We start from the raw sequence: 16,307 nt of genomic DNA, 5'->3' as shown, positions 1-16,307 counted from the left end.
CGCCGGGGAACAGCGCCGCTTCGGATCGGCGGCGCGCGGGAGCATATGAGGCGGGGCGACCGGTTGCCAAGGTATCCGCCCGATGAGACCCGCCATCATGGCCCGCGTTTCACCCGCGATGAAGCGGACAGACGGTCCCGCGATGAACCTCCTGCTGTTCCCCGGCTTCATGACCGATGCCGATCTGTGGTCCGATGTCGCCGGCCGACTCGCAGAGGTCGGGCCGCTTGCGCATTGCGACCTCAGTCGGGACGCCACGATCCGCGCCATGACGGATCGGGCGATCGCCGCGGCGCCGGACCGGTTCGCCCTCGTGGGCTTCTCCATGGGCGGCTTCGTGGCCCGCGAGATCGCCCGGAGCGCGCCGGAACGGGTGCGGGCGCTGGTGCTGATCACGACCTCGGCCCGGGCCGATACACCGGCCCAGGCACAGCGGAAGGCCGCCGCGGTCGACCATGTCCGCCGTCGGGGCTTCGCCGGCCTGAGCCGGTCGGCGATCCTCCAGTCGGTCCATCCGGAACGGACCGGTGATGCCGCGCTGATCGCGCGCATCCGGCGGATGGGCGATCGGCTCGGCGGCCCGGTCTTCCTGCGTCAGGCCGGGCAGGCCCGGGACTCCGACCAAGCGCGGCTCGGCCTGATCGCCTGCCCGACGCGCGTCGTGGCGGCCGCCCAGGACGCCCTGCGCGGCCTCGACGAGGCCCGGGAACTGCAGGCCGGCATCCCCGGCGCGGTGCTGACGGTGCTCGACGGGTCGGGGCACATGCTGCCCCTGGAAGCCCCCGCCGCCCTCGCGGGTGCGATCGTGCCGTGGCTGCTGGCTCAGGCCTCCGGTGCCTCGACGATCGGATCGTAGCGGGCGGCGTCGAAGCCCAGGAGGTTCCAGCTCTGGGCCATGTGGGGCGGCAGCGGCGCGCTGACGTCCACCGGCCGGCCAGTGCGCGGGTGCGGGATCACGATCCGGCGGGCGAGCAGATGGAGGCGGTTCTGGATGCCGCCCGGCAATTCCCAGTTCTCCACCGAGAAATATTTCGGGTCACCCACGATCGGATGGCCGATATGGGCCGCATGGGCGCGCAGCTGGTGGGTCCGCCCGGTGACCGGCTTGAACGACAGCCAGGACAGCTTCTGGGCGGCCTGATCGACCATCGCGTAGTAGGTCAGGGCGTGGCTCGCACCCTCGTCGCCGTGCTTGGCCACGCGCATGCGCGCGTCGGCGTCGGTGAGTTCCTCCTTGGCGAGGTAGGTGGAGACCCGCCCCTGCCGGACCCGCGGCACGCCGGCGGTGAGCGCCCAATAGATCTTGCGCGCGGCGCGCGAGCGAAAGCTCTTGGCCAGGGTTGCGGCGGCAAGCCGGGTCTTGGCGACGATCAGGCAGCCGGCCGTGTCCTTGTCGAGCCGGTGCACGAGGCGCGGCTTCTGGCCGTCCGGCCCGGTCAGCGCGGTGAGCAGCCCGTCCACGTGCCGGACCGTCCCCGACCCGCCCTGGACCGCGAGGCCGAAGGGCTTGTTCAGGATCATCATGTCGGCGTCCTCGTAGAGGATCAGCGAGCGGATGAAGTCAGCGTCGTCCTGGTCGCGCCCGGCATTGCGCGGGCGCTCGGTCGGCTGGTCGAGGCGCAGCGGCGGCACGCGCACGCTCATGCCGGGCTCCAGCCGGTCGTTGGGTTTGGCGCGCTTGCCGTCGACCCGCAATTCGCCCTTCCGGACGATGCTCTGCACCCGGGTGAAGGGCAGGAGGGGAAAACGCGCGGTGAGGAAGCGGTCGATGCGCATGCCGGCCTCGTCCGGTTCGACCGTCAGGGTCTGTACGCCCGAGGCGAGGGTCGCGGATGCGGCGGCGCGCTGCTCGCGCCGGGTCGGTCCGGCGGGCGGGGCAGGGGGCGGGACCGGAGCCTCGGGGCGCTTCGCGGCCGGTCTGGGGGCGGATCTGGCACGGGCCGGCGCAGGGGCGGGCCGCCCGGGCGGGCCACCCGAGGCGACGCGGGGCTTCGGCTTCGCGGCCGCCTGGGGGGTACCCTGCGCGGTCCACGGATCGCGCGCGCCGGCATCGTCGCCGCGATTCCGGGCCGCTCGCTCGGCGGCATCGCGGGCGGAGGTACGGGGGCCGGTGCGGGCACGCCCGTCAGCCTGGAACTTGCCGGCCGGGGGCCTGCGCCCCTTCGAGCCGCCGCGGGGGGGTGGTCGTGTCGTCATGATTCCGCCAGCACCCGTCTCCGCTTCGGACGGAACGTCCGGGCGCATCGGCCGCGGCGTCGCGGACGTCCGGACCCATGGGGTCGCTGGGCTCTATCATCGCAGAGGCGCAGCGGCAAAGGCGCCGGGCGCCGCCGGTCCTCGCCTCAACCCGCCTTAGGGGGATGGGCGCATTCGTCCCCGCGCCGATCGGCCCTCCGAGGAGGGCGGTTTCAGCTTCACCGCTACCCCTTCTTGGGGGGGCGGCATCACCTGGACGCGTAAACGCGCTTGATGATTGGCTGAGGCCGCTCGTTGGGCCCATGGCTGCCCGTGTCCGTGCAGGTGGCCGCGAGCTCATTGCGGATCGCGCCCGCGTTCTTCCGCGCCTGGGCAATGTCGAAGAGCGTCTGCATCTCCATCAGCATTTCCATCCCGCATCCGAACGCGGTTTCGATCCGCAGAGCCAGATCGGCTGTGAGACTGGTTTTCTCCGCGAGAAAATCGGACAGGACTTGGCGCGGAACGCCGAGCCTGCTGGCGGCGCTCATGGCCGTCAAATTGCGCGGCTCCAGGATCTGCCGACGCACGAAACCCCCCGGATGACCAGGATTTTCCAGTCGATACGTCGTGTGCATTGCGCGCTCCTCACGCGATACCGACCGGCCATATCCCGGTCGACCGACAAGAGCTTGGCGGACGCAATCAAGAGATCTTCGACATCCCGACATGTGGCCGCCAAGGACCGCACGGTTTACGCGGCAGAACGCGTTTCGTTCCATGTTGGTTATATTGTATAAATACCATAGAATTTTATTTTACATCGCTATTATATTCATCGATAAGATATAATATGCTGATACAGTGGCGGATATCTTTTCAAAAACATACTGGATGTGGAATTGGACCGGTGCCGGGCCGATCTCCGCGATCCCGGATCCGTCATCTACCGTCCTTCCGTCGGGCGCTCGCCGCGTGGCGCGTCGTCCATGCAGGTGCCGCACGCCCATGTCCGAAGATAGCGCGGCAGCGTCCGGTCGGTGACGAGGTCGAAGGGAATCCAATCGTATTGCTGGACCGGCTCATGCCGGATCAGCTTGACGGCATCGTCGACGGCGCGTCCGCCCTCCAGGGCCGCATCCTGGAAGACGGTCACGTGAATCCGCTTGCGATGCATCGCCTCGATGCCGTCGAGTGTCCCATCCACGCCGCCGATCAGGATCTGTCCCAGAGGAATCCCGGCCGCTTCGAGCGCGTCCGCCGCGCCGATCGCCATCTCGTCGTTGTTGGCGGCGATCGCGTCGATCTTCCGGCCGTCGGCCAGCCATTTCGCCACGAGGGACGCAGCCCGCTGGCGGTCCCAGTCCGCCGCAGCTTCCTCGACGACCGTGATGCCGGGAAAGCCCGCCAGCACCTCCTTCACCCCTTGCGTCCGCAGGGCCGAGGCCGAGTGGGAAGCCGGTCCCCGGATGATCGCGAGCCGTCTCTGGCCGTTCATCATCTGCGCCAGCATGGTCATCTGCAGCCGTCCGGCCACGAGGTCGTTCGGGAGGGCAAGCGCGACCCGCCCGGCGAACCAGTCCTCGCGCGGGCCATTGTTCACGTAGACCAGGGGGATGTCGGCATTCTGCGCGAGCCGGGTGATCTCCGCGGTGGCGGCGGCCTCCACCGGCAGGACGATCAGCGCCTCGACCTTGTCGCGGATGAAGGCCTTGATCTGCTCGATCTGCTTCGCGCCATCCCCGGTTTCGGCATGGGCGAACAGCACGGATTGGCCAGGATAAGCCTTCACGCGCTCCTGGATGCCGTCGCGGAGGAACTGAAAGAACGCCACGGGCGGGACCATCGTCACACCGATCGTCCCGGCGGAGGCGGGGGGCGCGCCACAGCCCGCGGCGATGCCGAGGACCAGCGCCAATCCCGAAGCTCTCAGGCGGGAGGATGCGACGGCTAAGAATCGGGGTCTTGCGGGCATGAACTCATGTCTCTGCGGGTGGGCCCGAGGGCGGGAGCGGCCGGCGACGCGATCGACGGCCTCGGGGCGCTGCGCGGTGGCTTCAGGCCACCCGGATGGTGCGGAGGAACTGGGCGACCTCGCCGCCGAGGTGCTCCGCCTGCCCGGACAGCGCATTGGCCGCCTCCAGCACCTGACCGGCGGCGGATCCGGCCTCCTGGGCCCGGGTCGCGACGCCGGTGATCGTGGCCGTCACCTCCCCGGTTCCGGTCGCCGCCTGGGTAATGTTGCGTGCGATCTCCTGGGTGGCGGTGTTCTGCTCCTCGACCGCCGCCGCGATCGAAGCCGCCGCCGCACTCAGGTCCTGGATGCGGGTGGTGATGCCGCCGATGGCCGTGACCACATCGGAGGTGGAGCCCTGGATGGTCGCGACATGCTGCGCGATGTCGTTCGTGGCCGCTGCGGTCTGGGTCGCCAAAGCCTTGACCTCGGCCGCCACCACGGCGAATCCGCGTCCGGCATCCCCGGCGCGGGCGGCCTCGATCGTGGCGTTCAGCGCCAGAAGGTTGGTCTGTTTGGCGAGAGTCGAGATGATGCCGACGATATCGCCGATCTGGGCGGCCGCCCCGCTCAGCGCCTGCACCAAAGCAGCCGTCTGCGCGGCCTCCCCGGCGATGCCGTTTGCCATGGCGGACGAGACCTCGGCCTGACGGCCGACTTCGCGGACCGACGACTCGAGATCCCCGGCAGCCTCGGCCACCATCTTGACGTTGGCGGCGGCCTCCTCGGCCGCGGACGCCACGGCGGTGGACTGCACCGCCGTCTCACTGGCGATCCCCGTCATGGACCGGGCCGTCCCGCGCAGTTGCGTCGAGGCCGTGGCGAGCGTGGTCACGATCCCGCCGACCGCCGTCTCGAAGCGGCCGGCCATTTCGGCCATCTCCTGTCGGCTCTGCGCCTCGGCCTGCAGGCGCGCCTCGGCCGCCTCCTGCTCGAGGGTTCTGGACCGTCGCATGTTCTCCTGGAAGACCCGTAGGGTTCCGGCCATGGCGCCGATCTCGTCCGTGCGATCGCCCGCGGGAACCGCCACGTCGGGGTCGTTCTCCGCGAGGCGCCGCATGATGCCGGTCATCGTCATGAGCGGCGTGGCCACCCTGCGGATGATGAAGCCGCTGACGACCAGGGTCAGGATCGCCACGATGCCCAGAGCGGCGGCCACCGAGAGGGTCGACGCCCTGCCGACCGCGTCTGTCGCCGCGGTCTGATCGATGACCCGCGTCTGGCGATAGGCGAGGACCGCGCGGACCGCCTTCCGGAATGCCTCCGCGTCCTCGCCGAAGGCGCCGAACACGACCGTATCGGCCAGGGCGTGCTCGCCGGCCCGATCGAGCGCGGACACTTGGCTCTCGAGCGCCAGAAAATGCTGCCACGCCTCCCGCAGCCGATGTGCGAGCGCCTGCTCCTCCGGGCCGGATACGGTCGGCGCATAGCGACTCCAGGCCGTGGAGAAGGCTTGCTGCGCCGTCTCGAGCTGGGCCTCGTAAGACCGCGCCTGGTCCTTCCCGCGCGCGTTATGAGCGAGGATATCCAGGGCCCGAAGTTCCTGGCTGTCCTCATTCATGAGGCCCAGATTGGCCACGGCATCGATCTCGCCGACCACCGACTGTGCGGCCTGGTTGATCAGCCCGACACGGCTGATCGCGAATATGCCGATCAACATAGACAGGATGAAGAGGACGACGAATGATCCAGCTATCAGTTTTCTCAAGCTAAAAATGGATCTTTTTTCCGTACTATGCACATCTTGCGACATTCGCCTAACCGTCTTAAAATCAGTGCCGATTCGGTCAGGTTATAATACGCAACATCAACGCGCGCACCATGACAGAGCGGTTGATTTCTAGGACAAGAAATTTCATTTCGACAAAATAAAAAATCTTTTAGCATTTTTTGCGTAACTATTGGAAAGTACATACGGGATTGTATGACGGGGAAAGCTATCAAACCCGCATCTCTTAAATCCACAAAAACGATGCGTGCTCAGCAGACGCTCTAAAAACTACGGCAGAGATTCGTTTGTCCGCTGAAGATGGCGTACCGACCTTCGCGCCGCTGGATCCCCAGGCAGGGTATTCCCGACGCTTGACGCGCCAGGCGCGCGCAGCCAAGCTTGTTTCCGACGGTTCCCTTCGGGGATCAAAAGGGAACGCGGTGAGGGATCCGTCCCGAGGCCGCGGCTGCCCCCGCAACTGTAAGCGGCGAGCCCTTCACCACCACGTCACTGGGTGATCCCCGGGAAGACGGTGCGAGGGCGGTGACCCGTGAGCCAGGAGACCTGCCGTCAGCCGTGGTCACACGCGAAACGCGTCGGGCGGGGTGTCCTGGCGGGTGTCGAGACGCCCGTGCGCCCGCACGGTCGGCGAGGCCTCGTTCGCGGTGACGTGCCACAGCAAGCGCGCCCGCGACGCCCGTCCCGATGTCCGTTCCCGCCGTCTCGTTTCGTTCGACCGTGAGCCCACGACGCATTCCCGCGCTCGTCGGCGGTCCGCGATCCGGACGATCGAGGAATTGCAATGTTATTACGTTGCTTATAGGACGATCAGGCCGGCGGGAGCTGCGCACGGACTTTTCCCCGACATGTCCCCATCGATCCATCACCCCCGCTCCGCAGGGTCCGCCCCGGTCTGCGGCCTGCTCCTCACACTCCTGGCGAATCCCGCCGCGGCGCAGGAGGCCGTCACCCTGGACGAACTCTCCGTCCAAGGCTCCGGTGGCGATCCGAACCGCGTCACGCCGAACGGCCTCAACCTGCGCACGCCCGACCGGACCGCGAGCCGGATCGGCCTGACACCCCTGGAGACGCCGGCGAGCCTCGACATCGTGTCGGGCGAGACCGCCCGGCTGCGCGGCCAGGATACGATCGCCGAGGCCGTGACCCAGGACGCGACCGGCATCACCACGATCGCAGCACCCGGCAACGGCAACGGCGCCTTCACGTCCCGCGGCTTCGCGGGCCCGAACTCAATCCAGCAGCTCTATGACGGCACGCGCTTCTACGTGGGTGCGAACACCGTCACCTTCCCGTTCGACACCTGGAACGTCGAGCGGATCGAGGTGCTGCGCGGGCCGTCCTCGGTGCTCTACGGCGACGGCGCCATCGGCGGCGTGATCAACGTGGTGCCGAAGAAACCGGTCTTCGTGCCGATCAATACGGCCCGCGCGGTCATCGGGACGGACGGGGTCGCGCGGCTCGCCCTCGATTCCGGCGGGGCGCTCGGACAGGTCGAGTTCGGCGACACCTTCGCGTACCGCCTCAGCGTCAGTGGCAACCGCGCCGACGGCTGGGTCCGGCCGGAGGGCGATTTTCGCAATCTCGCGGTCTCGGCCGCCCTGCTGTTCCAGCCGAGCCCCGACCTCGCGTTCACGCTCAGCCACGATCTCGGCTACCAGGAGCCGGCGCGCTACTGGGGCACGCCGCTCGTCGGGGGCCGGATCCCGGACCTGATCCGATTCAACAACTACAACGTCCGCGACGCGAAGATCACCTGGGCCGACAACTGGACCCAGCTCAAGGCCGAGTGGTCGCCCTCGGCGGACATCACGGTGCGCAACACCGCCTATCGGCTGACCAGCCGGCGCCATTGGCTCGACGTCGAGCAGTATTCCTACAGTCGTGGCTCCGGGCTGGTCGACCGGAGCGACGATCTGGAAATCTATCACAGCCAGGAGCAGGTCGGGGACCGGCTCGACGCGAGCCTTAAGGGCAGCCTGTTCGGCCTGCAGAACGCGTTCGTGGCCGGCTTCGACGTGAACCACATCGACTTCCGCCACACGAACAATTTTTACTTCGACCAGACCACCAGCGTGCCGCTGACCGGCTACGATCCCGGCTATTTCCCGCAGGACGGGCGAGCGCGGCCGGCCTACGCCACCCAGACGAGCCAGGCCTCGGTCTTCGCCGAGGATCGCGTGATTTTATCCGACAGGCTGTCGTTCCTCACCGGGGTGCGCCTCGACGTGCCGACCCTCCACCGGGAGGATCTGCAGACGGGATCGCGATTCGAAAAAACCTACCGCGCCCTCGGCTACCGGTTCGGTCTCGTCTACAACCCGACGCCGGACAGCGCGCTCTACGCCCAGTACAGCGTCGCCACCGACCCGGTGAACAGCCTGATCACCCTGTCGCAGTCCCTGGCGGGCTTCAAGCTCGCCACGGGTGACCAGGTCGAGATCGGCACCAAGGGTCTCGCCTTCGACGGCGCCCTCGAATGGACGGTCGCCGGCTACCGGATCGTCAAGGACAATCTGATCTCGGCCGTGCCGGGGCAACCGACGCTCTCCACGCAGGTCGGAAGCCAATCCTCGCAGGGGTTCGAACTGGCGCTGGGCTGGCGGTTCGCGCCGGGCTGGCGGCTCGACGGCAACCTCGCGCTCCTGCACGCGCAGTACGACCGGTTCGACCAGACCGTGAGCGGCGCCACCGTCTCGTATGCCGGCAACCAGCCGATCGACGTGCCCGAGCGCGTGGCCAACCTCTGGCTGACCTGGGATCCCGTCCGCGACTGGACCGCGCGGATCGGTCTGCAGAACGTGGGACAGGTCTACAGCGACTTCGGCAACACGGCGCGGCGCCCGGCCTACAGCCTCGTCAACCTCGTCCTCGACCATCAAGTGACGGCCGAATCGCGCCTGAGCCTGCGCGTCTACAACCTGTTTGACAAAGTCTACGCGATCAGCGGCAACGCCGCGAACGGGGTGGGAACCAACTGGCTGCTCGGGCGGCCAAGATCGGTCGAGGTCGCCTATACGGTGACGTGGTGAGGCGGCCGCGGCGGGTCGCCAAGGCGGGGCGGCGCTGGCTGCTCCTGTTCCACCGTTGGGCCGGAATCGCCGCGGGGCTGTTCTTCGCCCTGTGGATCGGCTCCGGGCTGGTCATGCTCTACGTGCCGTTCCCGACGCTCACCGAGACCGAGCACCTGGCACGGCTGGATCCGATCGCCTGGGATCGGGTCTCGGTTGCGCCGGACGACGCGCTCCGCGCCGGCGGCCTCGTCGGCGTACCCGCGGCCTTCGTACTGGAGATGCGCGGGGCGGAGCCCGTCTACCGGATCAGCCAGCACGACGGGACCCGGGCGACGGTCTCGGCGCGGACCGGGGAATTGCTCGGGCCGGTGACGCCCGGCGAGGCGCTGCGTCTCGCGGCCGCGGGTTTTTCGGATGCGGGCGTCGAGCCGGTGAAGCGCGACCAGTGGACCGTCACGGCCCAGTACGATCCGCTCCGGCCGTTCCTAAAGGTCGCCCTCGGCGATCCGGCGGGAACCGAACTCTACGTGTCTCAGGTCACCGGCGAGATCGCCCTCGACACGACCCGGTCCGAGCGAGCCTGGAACTGGGTTGGCTCGGTGGCGCACTGGATCTACCTCACGCCCCTGCGCGCCCGCGCGGAGCTGTGGCGGACGCTCCTGCTCTGGCTGTCGGGGTTCGCGTCCCTCGGGGCGCTGAGCGGCCTCCTGATCGGGATCTGGCGGCTGCGCCTCCGGCGACGCTACGCGGGCGGCGCCGTGACGCCCTATCGGGGGCTTGCGCGCTGGCACCACCTGCTCGGCCTCGCGGGCGGGATCGGCCTGGGCGCGTTCATCGTGAGCGGCTGGATCTCGATGAATCCGAACCGCTGGTTCTCGTCGGTCCGGCCGCCCGCGGAGTTGCTTTCCGCCTATGCCGGAACGCCGCCGCCGCTCGGGCTCAACCCGCGGCAGCTGCAGGTTTTCGCCGCGCCGGAGACCCGAAGCCTGCGATTTGCCGCCATCGGGGGAGACTGGTGGATCGTCGCCCAGGCGCCGGAGTGCGTCCGCGCCGCCGGGGCGGAGGGCGGCCACCTCGAAGCCGGCACCATCGCCCGTGCGGCCGCTCGGGCTGTGCCGGGCGGCTCCCTGCGGACGGCCAAGCAGCTCTCCGCCTACGATGCCTACTGGTATCCCCACGGCGCCGATCCGCGGCCGCTCCCGGTGCTGCGCCTGCGCTTCGACGATCCGGCCTCGACGTGGCTCCACATCGACCCCCGGGACGGGAGGATCCTGCAGCGGCTGGATCACTCGGGCCGGATCAGCCGCTGGCTGTTCGATGCCCCGCACCGCCTCGACCTGCCGGGGCTCACCGGAAACCGCCTGCGCCACGATGCGGGCCAATGGATCCTGAATCTCCTGGCGGCGTCCGTCGCGGTGACCGGGATCGTTGCGGGCTGGCGCAGGCTGCGGCGGACCCCGTCCGCTCCGGGGAGGTCAGGCGGGTTCTGAGAGCCGATCGATCGGCGGCTTCTGCGTCGCCCGGCCGCAAGCGCCGCGGCCGACCGGACCGAACGTCAGCCGTGGCACACGCGCCGCGGCCGAGGAGGGGCTGCCGGACATCCCGTGCCGACGGCGGCAGCCTGCGCGTGCCGTGGCGAGAATGCCCGCTCAGGCCTCGAACAGGGATCCCTGTCGGGTCGCTGCGGCACGCGCGCTGGCTCGCCGTCCGGGCGTGGGGGACGCGGGCGTGCTTCCGCGACGCCCGGGCTTTGGCGGCAGGGACGGATCGGATGTCCCCTCGGGCACGGCGGCGACGGTCCCGTCGGAGAATTGGAGGCTGAGGCGGGCGGCGGCGGCGGCCTCCGCAGCCCGGCGGACCGGCAGGCCGGCGGCGTCGCGCACCAGCACGTAGCCGCGGTCGAGCACGGCGCGGTAGCTGAGCGAGCCCAGGAGCTGCGCCAGGCCCTCCAGACGGTCGCGCCGCCGCTCGACGCCGCGCGCACCGGCCTGGGCGAGCCGGTCGGACAGGGCGAGCAACCGGTCGGCGCGGCGGGCCTGGAGGGCGCGGGCCCGCTCCAGGCTCGCGTCACGGGCCACGACGAGCCGGCGCCCGAGCTGGACCAGGGCCTCGCCCTTGCGCTGCACGTCGTTGCGCAGGGCGGTCAACGGCCGGTGATCGATCCGCCCCAACCGCGCGCGGGCGTTGGCCAGCGCCACGTCGGGGGAGCGCCGGGCCATCCGGTCGAGGAGGAGCTGGAGCCGGGCGCGGTGGCGGCTGGCGCCCGCGGCCAGCGCCGGGGCGAGGCGGGCTTCCGCGAGGTCGAGCCGCTGGCGTTTGGCCGCCAGGAGGGCGTCGGCGCCGGGCAGCGCCCGCCCGAGCGCCCGCAGGTCTGCCCGGTCGCGCTCGATCCGGCGCCCGACCGCGCCGATGCCCCGGGCGGACAAATCCGCGACCGTGGCGATCAGGTCGGCCCGGACCGGCACGGCCATCTCGGCGGCCCCCGTGGGGGTCGGGGCGCGGCGATCGGAGACGTAGTCGATCAGCGTGGTGTCGGTCTCATGCCCCACCGCCGAGATCAGCGGGATCGCGCTCTCGAAGGCGGCGCGGACCACGCATTCCTCGTTGAAGGCCCAGAGATCCTCGATCGAGCCGCCACCGCGGGCGACGATCAGCACGTCCGGGCGCGGGATCGGACCGCCCTGCGTCAGCGCGTTGAAGCCGCGGATCGCGGCCGCGACCTCCTCGGCCGCGCCGTCGCCCTGGACACGCACCGGCCAGACCAGCACGGGCCGCGGGAACCGATCCTCCAGCCGGTGCAGGATGTCGCGGATCACGGCCCCGGTGGGTGAGGTGACGACGCCGACCACCCGCGGCAGATAGGGGATCGCCCGCTTGTGCTCCGGGGCGAACAACCCTTCCGCGGTGAGCTGTTTCTTGCGCTCCTCCAGCAGGGCCATCCAGGCGCCGAGGCCCGCCGGCTCCAGGCTCTCGACCACGATCTGGTACGAGGACTTGCCCGCGAAGGTGGTGATGCGGCCAGTGGCGATCACCTCCAGCCCCTCCTGGGGCTTCTGGCGCAGACGCCCGAACACGCCCTTCCAGACCACCGCGTCGATCCGGGCCTGCCCGTCCTTCAGGGAGAAATAGGCATGGCCGGAGCCGTGCTGCCCGCGGTAGCCCGAGATCTCCCCGCGCAGGCGCACATGCCCGAACGCGTCCTCGAGGGTGCGCTTGAGGGCGCCCGCTAGATCGCCGACCGTCCATTCCGGCTGGTTGGCGGTGAGCACGCTGGTCGGCGGGATATCCGAAGCGGGCTGGGACGCGGGGCGCGGGGGCGGCACGAGGGGCATGGCGGGACGCTAGGCGGCCTGCGTCGCAAGGTCAAAGTCCGGGGCCGGCCTACTCGACCGCGAGTTCGCGCGGCGCGTCCGAGATCGCGACCCGCGGCACCAGCAGCGACAGCACGAGTGTCAGCGCCGCCACCGCAAAGACCGTCCAGAAGGTGCCGTGGAGCGCGTGCTGGAGTCCGGCCCGGATCGCGTCGCCGCCGGCGCCCAGGCTTCCCGGATCATCGAGGAGGCGCCGGAGCTGGTCGGAATCCACCGCCGGCCCGCTCGACGGGTGCGCGAGCCGATAGTTCAGCACCGCTCCCAGCACGGTGGCCCCGAGGGTCGAACCGAGGTTGCGCGCGAAGATGTTCGAGGCGGTGGCCGCCCCGCGCTGCGCCCAGGCGACGCTGTCCTGGATGATCACGATGGCGGCGGTCGACAGGAAGCCCATGCCGAGGCCCATCACGACCGAACCGCAGGCCGCCACGACCGGCGACGTGTCCGGTGTCAGCGCTATGAAGGCACTTGCGCCGAGCGGCAGCAGGCCCGCGCCGATCAGCAGGATCGGGCGCAGGCCAAAGCGTACGAAGCTGCGCGCCGCCGTGGTGGCGCCGATCGGCCAGCCGAGCACCATCAGGGTCAGGGTCAAGCCGGCGATCAGGGGTGATTGCCGCAGCACACCCTGCACGTACATCGGCAGGAAGGCCGTGAGACCGATCACCGTCATGCCGGAGAGCAGCGTCGCGGTGTTGGCGGTGGCGATCGGGCGCTGCATCCACAGGCGGATATCGAGCATCGGGTCCGGTGCGCGCCGCTCCTGGAGCACGAACAGGATTGCGGCGACCACGAAGGCCACGCCCGGCCACAGGGCGGCGGCCGGCGAGTCCCCCGCGGCGGTCAATGCCATCATCAGCGCCGCGATGGCGGCGGTCAGCAGGGCCGCGCCGAGGGCGTCGGTCCGGCGGCGGCTTCGCTCCACGCCCTCATGCAGGAAGCGCAGGAACAGCCCGGCCGCAATCAGACCGATGGGCAGGTTGATCCAGAAGATCCAGGACCAGCTCAGATGGCCGATGATCAGGCCGCCGACCAGCGGGCCGGCCACCGAGGAGATGCCCCAGACGCTCGCGAGGTAGCCCTGGATCCGGCCGCGCTCCCGCGCCGAATAGAGGTCGCCGACCACCGTCAGGCTCACCGGCTGGATCGCCCCCGCGCCGATGCCCTGCACCAGGCGGAACAGGATGAGCGAGGGCATCGACCACGCCAGTCCGCAGAGCAGGGAGCCGAGGAGGAAGACCGCGATGCCGAACATCAGCACCGGCCGGCGCCCGTAGAGGTCGGACAGCTTGCCGAACACCACCGTGGTCGCCGTCTGGGTGAGCAGGAAGGACGCGAACACCCAGGCGTAGAGATGCAGGTCGCCGAGCTGCCCGGCGATCTGCGGCATCGCGGTGGAGACGATCGTCGCCTCGATGGCGATCATGAACATCGCCGCCATGACCGCGGCGAGGACCAGCGGGCGGCGCGTCTGAGGGGGAATCGACATGGCGCCGATTTAGGCCCCGGCGGGCACGTCACCCAGTTTCCCGGCAGCGCGGCGCGGCCTCCGCCGCGACGTTTGTGCGGCAGCGCACATCAGCAAGGCAGGAGAGCCGCCCGAGGCGCATGGGCGCGTTCCGGAGCGGCTTTCAGGAACATATCGCCGCTGCGCCGACCGGGCGATCCGATCAGGTTGTCCCGGCCTCGCTGTTCGAATCCAGGTCCCGGCCGCGGGTCTCCGGCAGCAGGAAGGCGGCGACTGTCCCGATCAGGCTGAAAGCCGCGAGGTAGTAGGCGGGCGCGAGCCGGTCTCCCGTCGTGGCGATCAGCCAGTTGACCATGTAGTTGGTGCTGCCGCCGAAGACCGAAACCGCGACCGCATAGACGATCGACAGGCCGGCACTGCGCACCGCCCGGGGCAGGGCCTCTGGAATGCCGACGATCACCGCGGCGGCGTTGATCGACGACAGCGCCGAGAGCAGGAACGTCACCGCGTAGACGCTGGCGGCGCTCGGCGCCTGGACCACCCAGGCGAAGGCCGGCACGGACAGGATCAGGATCGCCGCCCGCGGCCAGATCATCACGGGCCGCCGGCCGACCCGGTCGGCCAGCCACCCGCCGAGCAGCGGGAACGCCACCGAGGCGAGCCCGAGCGCGATCGGCACCGCGGTGGCGGCGGTCTCGCTCAGGCCGAGGGTTGCGCCGGCATAGACCGGCATGTTGGTGCCGACTGCGTTGGATACCGTCGAGGCGGAGATGACCAAAAAGGTCAGCCCCAGCAGGCGACCATGCTCGCGCAGGAGCCGGCCGACCACCGCGAGGGTCGAGGCGGCGGCGTTCGGATCCTCCTCGGCGCCAGCGGTCTCCGGCAGGTGGCTGCGGATGATCAAGCCCACCGGCACCACGCCGAGACCGAGCAGGAACATCAGCCGCCAGCCCCAATCCGCCATCGCGTGCTCGCCGACGGACAGCGCCAGGATGGTGGCCACGATCCCGGCGAACAGGGCGGCGCAGCCCTGGCTGGCGATCTGCCAACTCGTCACGAAGCCGCGCCGATCCGGTGGGGCCGCCTCCAGCAGATAGGCGGTGGACGGGCCGACTTCGCCGCCCAGGGCGAGCCCCTGGATGAGCCGCCCGACGATGACGATCACCTGCGCCCAGCCGCCGATCGCCGCGTAGGACGGGCAGGCGGCCAGGATCAGCATGCCGAGCGCCATCAGCGCGATGGTGATCAGCATCGCCGGCTTGCGCCCGGCGCGGTCCGCGAAGGCACCGATCAGGGCGCCCCCGATCGGCCGCATGACGTAGCCGACGCCGAACAGGGCGAGCGACGCGAGCAGGCTGTGGGTCGGATCGGTGGCCGGGAAGAACGCCGCCCCGATGGGCTTGGCGAAGAAGGCGTAGACCGTAAAATCGTAGAATTCGAGGGCGTTGCCCAGCACCACGGCGCCGACCGACTTGCGGTCGAGAGCCGGGTGCGCCGTCGCGCCGGGATGCGGGGCGGTCCGGGCGTCCATCATCGCCCCCCGTCGACGGGGTGCTGTGCGATGCCGCCGATGACCGGCGCGGCGCCGTCCGCCAGGGCCTCGTCGTAGCCCGCGAGCCAGAGCGTGCGGGCCTGCGTGCCCTCCGCGTAGGGGCAAGCCTCGCGGGCCAGACCCTTCCCGGGGGCGGCGCGGCCGAGCGCGTGTGTGTCGAGGTCGTTGGGGGGTGAATCCATTCGGCGCGGGTCCTTGGCTGGCGCGTCGTCTCGAAACCGGGCTGACGGCCTCCCGGGGAAGGCGACGCGCATCAAAAGCGACCGCGGCGTGCCGGTTCCGGGAACCTGGGCCGCCGCGCTGTCGCCTCCGCCGCGATGTAGGGCGCAGGTTGCGCCGCCGTCAGTGCAGGATGGGATCGTCCGAGATCGGCAGGGTGACGGCCTCGCTGAACGGAAATTCCAGCACCACGTCGCCGGCCGCGTCGGTGACCACCAGGCACGCGGCCATCAGCCGGGTTTGATCCTGGCCGTCCCGCAGGGCGGCGCGGATCGTGCGGCGCGCCGCCTCCCAGGCCTCGTCCGGATCGCGCAACGCGATCCCGGTCGGGTCGCTGATCCGCTCATCGCCGATCTGCGTGTGGAAGAAATAGTGCGGCATTGTCTTCACCGATGGCGGGGTGTCCGGCTCGGGCACCGCGTACAGGTGGGCTTCGATTCGGTCCGGCGCATCACCCTGCCGCGGGGAACGGCGTCGACCGGTGGACCTACGGACGGCTCAGCTGTTGGCCGACCGCGCGTCCGGCGCCGTGGGGACGGGCCGGAGCGTGCGCACCTGAGCGGACCCGGATCCGGCGCGATGATGCTTCTCCATCAACATCAGCGGCCGCAACTCGGGCTCGGCGAAGTCGAGGAGCCTGGCATTGCGCCAGCGCGGCTTGCCGGCGCCGCGGCCGAACCACCGCGGGCGCTCCTCCTCGACGAGCAGCACGAGCCGCCCCGTCCAGGATTTCCGAAACCAGAACCGCCCGGTCAGCGACATGATCCGGTC

At 70.1% G+C, this 16,307-nt stretch carries 13 protein-coding genes and 1 riboswitch; of the genes, 3 read left to right on the top strand and 10 right to left on the bottom strand.

The annotated features are described in order from the left end of the window. Nucleotides 1-142: 142 nt before the first annotated feature. Complete coding sequence (locus tag AC3IF1_RS25170) at nt 143-856, top strand: alpha/beta fold hydrolase (RefSeq protein ID WP_489219821.1); 714 nt, start codon at nt 143-145, stop codon at nt 854-856. Here the strand turns inward: AC3IF1_RS25170 and AC3IF1_RS25165 are convergent. From AC3IF1_RS25165 to AC3IF1_RS25150, 4 genes are all read right to left on the bottom strand, one after another. Then, entirely contained in the window at nt 823-2,196 is a 1,374-nt protein-coding gene (locus AC3IF1_RS25165; protein ID WP_489219820.1) for an RluA family pseudouridine synthase, read from the bottom strand. The genes AC3IF1_RS25170 and AC3IF1_RS25165 overlap by 34 nt on opposite strands. A 248-nt stretch (nt 2,197-2,444) precedes the next feature. Next, a complete protein-coding gene (locus AC3IF1_RS25160; protein ID WP_489219819.1) occupies nt 2,445-2,813 on the bottom strand; it encodes a HigA family addiction module antitoxin in 369 nt (122 codons plus the stop codon). A 308-nt stretch (nt 2,814-3,121) separates the two neighbouring features. After that, on the bottom strand, nt 3,122-4,093 hold the full coding sequence (locus AC3IF1_RS25155) for a substrate-binding domain-containing protein (RefSeq protein ID WP_489219818.1): 972 nt from the start codon (nt 4,091-4,093) through the stop codon (nt 3,122-3,124). Between the two features lie 139 nt (nt 4,094-4,232). After that, nucleotides 4,233-5,942, bottom strand: a complete 1,710-nt coding sequence (locus AC3IF1_RS25150; protein ID WP_489219817.1) for a methyl-accepting chemotaxis protein — start codon at nt 5,940-5,942, stop codon at nt 4,233-4,235. A gap of 350 nt (nt 5,943-6,292) precedes the next feature. Then, a riboswitch (cobalamin riboswitch) is annotated at nt 6,293-6,486 on the top strand. Nucleotides 6,487-6,766: 280 nt separating this feature from the next. Here AC3IF1_RS25150 and AC3IF1_RS25145 point away from each other — a divergent pair. Together AC3IF1_RS25145 and AC3IF1_RS25140 are read left to right on the top strand one after the other, a co-directional pair. Then, nucleotides 6,767-8,950, top strand: coding sequence for a TonB-dependent receptor (locus AC3IF1_RS25145; protein WP_489219816.1), 2,184 nt, complete (start codon nt 6,767-6,769; stop codon nt 8,948-8,950). Beyond that, nucleotides 8,944-10,422: a PepSY domain-containing protein gene (locus tag AC3IF1_RS25140; protein ID WP_489219815.1), complete on the top strand. Its 1,479-nt coding sequence runs from the start codon at nt 8,944-8,946 to the stop codon at nt 10,420-10,422. Before AC3IF1_RS25145 ends, AC3IF1_RS25140 begins: the two co-directional genes overlap by 7 nt. 159 nt (nt 10,423-10,581) lie before the next feature. On the opposite strand, the gene xseA is transcribed toward AC3IF1_RS25140, so the two are convergent. From xseA to AC3IF1_RS25110, 6 genes are all read right to left on the bottom strand, one after another. Beyond that, the gene (gene xseA / locus AC3IF1_RS25135; protein ID WP_489219814.1) at nt 10,582-12,264 is read right to left on the bottom strand and encodes an exodeoxyribonuclease VII large subunit; all 1,683 of its coding nucleotides are present in this window, start codon (nt 12,262-12,264) and stop codon (nt 10,582-10,584) included. A gap of 49 nt (nt 12,265-12,313) precedes the next feature. Next, complete coding sequence (locus AC3IF1_RS25130; RefSeq protein WP_489219813.1) at nt 12,314-13,786, bottom strand: MDR family MFS transporter; 1,473 nt, start codon at nt 13,784-13,786, stop codon at nt 12,314-12,316. A gap of 181 nt (nt 13,787-13,967) precedes the next feature. After that, nucleotides 13,968-15,296, bottom strand: a complete 1,329-nt coding sequence (locus tag AC3IF1_RS25125; RefSeq protein WP_489220470.1) for an MFS transporter — start codon at nt 15,294-15,296, stop codon at nt 13,968-13,970. Next, the gene (locus AC3IF1_RS25120) at nt 15,296-15,499 is read right to left on the bottom strand and encodes a ribosome modulation factor (protein WP_243972139.1); all 204 of its coding nucleotides are present in this window, start codon (nt 15,497-15,499) and stop codon (nt 15,296-15,298) included. Before AC3IF1_RS25120 ends, AC3IF1_RS25125 begins: the two co-directional genes overlap by 1 nt. 160 nt (nt 15,500-15,659) lie before the next feature. Next, nucleotides 15,660-15,917, bottom strand: a complete 258-nt coding sequence (locus AC3IF1_RS25115; RefSeq protein ID WP_489219812.1) for a DUF6894 family protein — start codon at nt 15,915-15,917, stop codon at nt 15,660-15,662. A 117-nt stretch (nt 15,918-16,034) separates the two neighbouring features. Continuing rightward, nucleotides 16,035-16,298, bottom strand: a complete 264-nt coding sequence (locus tag AC3IF1_RS25110; protein ID WP_489219811.1) for a hypothetical protein — start codon at nt 16,296-16,298, stop codon at nt 16,035-16,037. Nucleotides 16,299-16,307: the final 9 nt, after the last annotated feature.

This window comes from Methylobacterium sp. E-012 (genome assembly GCF_057836545.1).
The sequence above is the reverse complement of the archived record's forward strand: the minus strand, read 5'-3'. Positions and strand labels throughout refer to the sequence as shown.

Excerpts from the sequence above, each read along its gene's own strand:
- AC3IF1_RS25170 (WP_489219821.1), top strand. The coding sequence starts at position 143 with ATGAACCTCCTGCTGTTCCCCGGCTTCATGACCGATGCCGATCTGTGG.
- AC3IF1_RS25165 (WP_489219820.1), bottom strand. The coding sequence starts at position 2,196 with ATGACGACACGACCACCCCCCCGCGGCGGCTCGAAGGGGCGCAGGCCC.
- AC3IF1_RS25160 (WP_489219819.1), bottom strand. The coding sequence starts at position 2,813 with ATGCACACGACGTATCGACTGGAAAATCCTGGTCATCCGGGGGGTTTC.
- AC3IF1_RS25150 (WP_489219817.1), bottom strand. The coding sequence starts at position 5,942 with ATGTCGCAAGATGTGCATAGTACGGAAAAAAGATCCATTTTTAGCTTG.
- AC3IF1_RS25145 (WP_489219816.1), top strand. The coding sequence starts at position 6,767 with ATGTCCCCATCGATCCATCACCCCCGCTCCGCAGGGTCCGCCCCGGTC.
- xseA (WP_489219814.1), bottom strand. The coding sequence starts at position 12,264 with ATGCCCCTCGTGCCGCCCCCGCGCCCCGCGTCCCAGCCCGCTTCGGAT.
- AC3IF1_RS25130 (WP_489219813.1), bottom strand. The coding sequence starts at position 13,786 with ATGTCGATTCCCCCTCAGACGCGCCGCCCGCTGGTCCTCGCCGCGGTC.
- AC3IF1_RS25125 (WP_489220470.1), bottom strand. The coding sequence starts at position 15,296 with ATGGACGCCCGGACCGCCCCGCATCCCGGCGCGACGGCGCACCCGGCT.
- AC3IF1_RS25120 (WP_243972139.1), bottom strand. The coding sequence starts at position 15,499 with ATGGATTCACCCCCCAACGACCTCGACACACACGCGCTCGGCCGCGCC.
- AC3IF1_RS25115 (WP_489219812.1), bottom strand. The coding sequence starts at position 15,917 with ATGCCGCACTATTTCTTCCACACGCAGATCGGCGATGAGCGGATCAGC.
- AC3IF1_RS25110 (WP_489219811.1), bottom strand. The coding sequence starts at position 16,298 with ATGTCGCTGACCGGGCGGTTCTGGTTTCGGAAATCCTGGACGGGGCGG.